The sequence below is a fragment of the Brevibacillus nigriterrae genome (assembly GCF_049846925.1).
In the GTDB taxonomy this organism is placed as follows: Bacteria; Bacillota; Bacilli; order Brevibacillales; family Brevibacillaceae; genus Brevibacillus_H.
On sequence record NZ_JBNCMT010000067.1, the window covers coordinates 1 to 3,070 of the forward strand.

General features: G+C 46.1%; 1 protein-coding gene. It reads left to right on the forward strand.

The genetic code is table 11. The features are described 5' to 3' along the window. On the forward strand, positions 1–3,070 hold a 3,070-nt coding region (locus tag ACPW7N_RS26425), incomplete at both ends, for a condensation domain-containing protein (protein ID WP_425654857.1).

The window sequence follows — 3,070 nt, forward strand, 5'->3', positions numbered from 1 at the left end:
TGGGGAGCCGACGAAAGCGGTCTGGAAAGACATGACAACCAGAACCATTACCTTGAGTCAGGAAGCTACGACCAAGCTGCTGAAAGAAACCAATCGGGCCTATAACACAGAGATCAATGACATCCTGCTATCTGCGCTGGGCTTGGCAGTCAAAGAGTGGTGCGGAGCAGAGAAAATAGCGATTGCCCTCGAAGGGCACGGCAGAGAAGAGATTGTGGATGGCGTGGATACGACAAGGACAGTGGGGTGGTTTACCAGCTGCTATCCGGTGATCCTGAACATGAAGGACCGGGAGATCGGCATGGTCATCAAGCGAACCAAAGAATACCTGCGGAAGGTTCCAAACAAAGGCATTGGCTATGGAATGCTGACGCAGTTGACCGATAGAAACAGTGCCGACCTCAAGATCAAGGCAGACATCAGCTTCAACTATCTGGGACAGTTTGACCAGGATATGACCGATGAACGAATCACCTATTCCCATCTGTCCACCGGAAACAATGCAAGCCCGGATCTTCCAGCATGGAACAGCATCCAGATCAATTCCATGATTAAGCATAACCAGCTCTGTATCATGGTGGATTTCCATGAAAAAGAGTTTAAAGAGCAGACCATGGATCACTTTATGGCGATTTATGAAGAGATGCTGCAAAAGACGATTCAGCACTGCGCAGGAAAACAAGAAACAGAACAAACTCCTTCCGACTACGGGGTAAACGACTACACGCTGGAAGATCTGGAAGAGATCAAGGCCTATGTAAGTGAACACATCGGGGAAAACGCCGTCGCAGCAAAAATCAACAAGCTCACACCGATGCAAGAAGGCATGCTCTTTACCTACCTGCAGGAAAAAGATACCACTGCCTATGTATTGCAATCAGAGTTCAAGGTGAAAGGCAATATTCAACTACAATTACTCAATCAAGCCTATCAAGCGTTATGTGAAAAGCACCTGATTTTAAATACCATCATCCTTGATCACTGGAAGCATCCGGCTCAGATTGTTATCGCAAATAGAGAAGCAGCTGTGGAATACGAGGATTTCAGTCAAGAAGCGGATCAAGAAGAGGCTTACCAAAGATACAGCAAACAAATCGTCACCAAGGGGTTTGAGTTGAGTCGGGACAGACTCTTTAAGTTACATCTGGTCAGGCTGAAAGAAGAGGAGTACAGACTAGTTGTTTCATGCCACCATATCATCATTGACGGTTGGTCAAATACATTTGTGCGAAATGACTTGTTCCAATTATACGAAGCCTTGGCAAATCAAGAGATCAGCCCGATCCGAGCGGAGTATGACTATGAAAAGTATATTCAGTGGTTGGAAACACAGGACAGAGATGAGGGACTTTTCTACTGGAAGAAGCATCTGGAAGACTATTGCGAAGAAATCATTTTGCCCGCCAGAAAGATAGAAGCTCCCGGGTATAAAGAGGGACTTCTGGAAATCGAATTGGGCAATGACATGAGCAACAGGCTACTTCAAATATCAAAACAATGCGGAGTTACGCTCAATACGTTATGCCAGACAGCTTGGGCAATACTTTTGCAAAAGTATTCCAACACCAGTGATGTTGTCTTTGGAGCAGTTGTATCAGGCCGGCCGGCAGCCATTGCTGAAGTTGAATCAATGGTCGGCATGTTTATCAATACCATCCCGATCCGGATAAAATCAGAGGCAGATCAACCGATCAAAGAGTTACTTGCGAAAGCACAAGCAGCGAACAATGCAGCGATGCCCTACGAATATCTACCCTTGGCGGAATTTCAAAAGCTTACGGCCTTAAAGCAAAATCTGTTTCAGACGCTGATGGTTTTTGAAAATTATCCAGAACAACAAGCATCTGATCGGAAGCCAGTGTTTACAGCAGAACGGATAAAAGGACGGGAACAGACAAGCTATGATCTGAATATCGTCTTTATGTTCGAAGATAAACTGTCGTTTGCGTTGATGTACAACCAGAACGTCTACGAGGAATCTTTTATCGGGAAGTTCGGAAAACAGTTGCAGTACATATTTGAGAAAATAGCAAAACAACCGGAAGAGAGAATCGCAGATATTGAACTCGTGGATCAGGATGAACAGCATTTGATTCTCAACCGGTTCAACGATACCATCAGAGCCTATCCAAGATATAAAACGATCAACGAAATCTTTGAGGAAACAGCGGGCCGTGCTGGAGATAAGGCGGCGGTGGTATCAAGCGGGGTGGCACTTGGTTACAGGGATTTGAACGAAAGAGCCAATCAGCTTGCCCGCCTGTTAAGGAAGAAGGGAATTACCAGGGACAGTATTGCATCCATTCTCTGCGATAAAAGCGTAGAGACCATCGTAGCCATGCTTGCAGTGATCAAAGCTGGCGGGGCCTATTTACCCATCGATAAAGATTATCCGGAAGCAAGGATCAGATATATGTTGGAGGACAGCAGAAGTACCGTTCTATTGGGAAAACAAATCTGGACAACTCGCTTGAATCTGGAAGGAATCCGGGCTGAACTCATCGATTTGGACGGGGAAGCTGCATCTATTGAGAGCAAAGAGAATCTGGAACTTATCAATCAGCCAGAGGACTTGGCCTACGTGATTTATACCTCGGGGACAACTGGAAATCCGAAAGGCGTATGTATCACTCATCGATCCGTCATCAAGAATGCGAAAAATACAAACTATATCGATGTGCAAGAAGACGACCGATTCCTTCAGGCAGGCTCGTTATCCTTCGATGCTGCCGTACTTCCCACGTGGATCGCACTGCTAATCGGCATTCCTTTGCATATGGAAGATGATGAGATCACAATGAATTTCCACTCCTTGGAACAGTACATGCTGGAGAATCGGATCACCCTGACGGTATTGCCTACGACGCTGTTCAACCAGTTAAGCCAGGAGCGAATCGAGGCGTTCCAAAATATCCGCTACGTCATTGCCGGAGGGGACATCATTTCGAGCAAACAGGTAAGCAGACTGGTAAAGAAATACAAAGATATCACCGTCGTCAACGGATACGGCCCTACGGAAAATACGGTCATCTCCACTGCCTACATGATTGCTGGAGAGTGGGATGAGGAC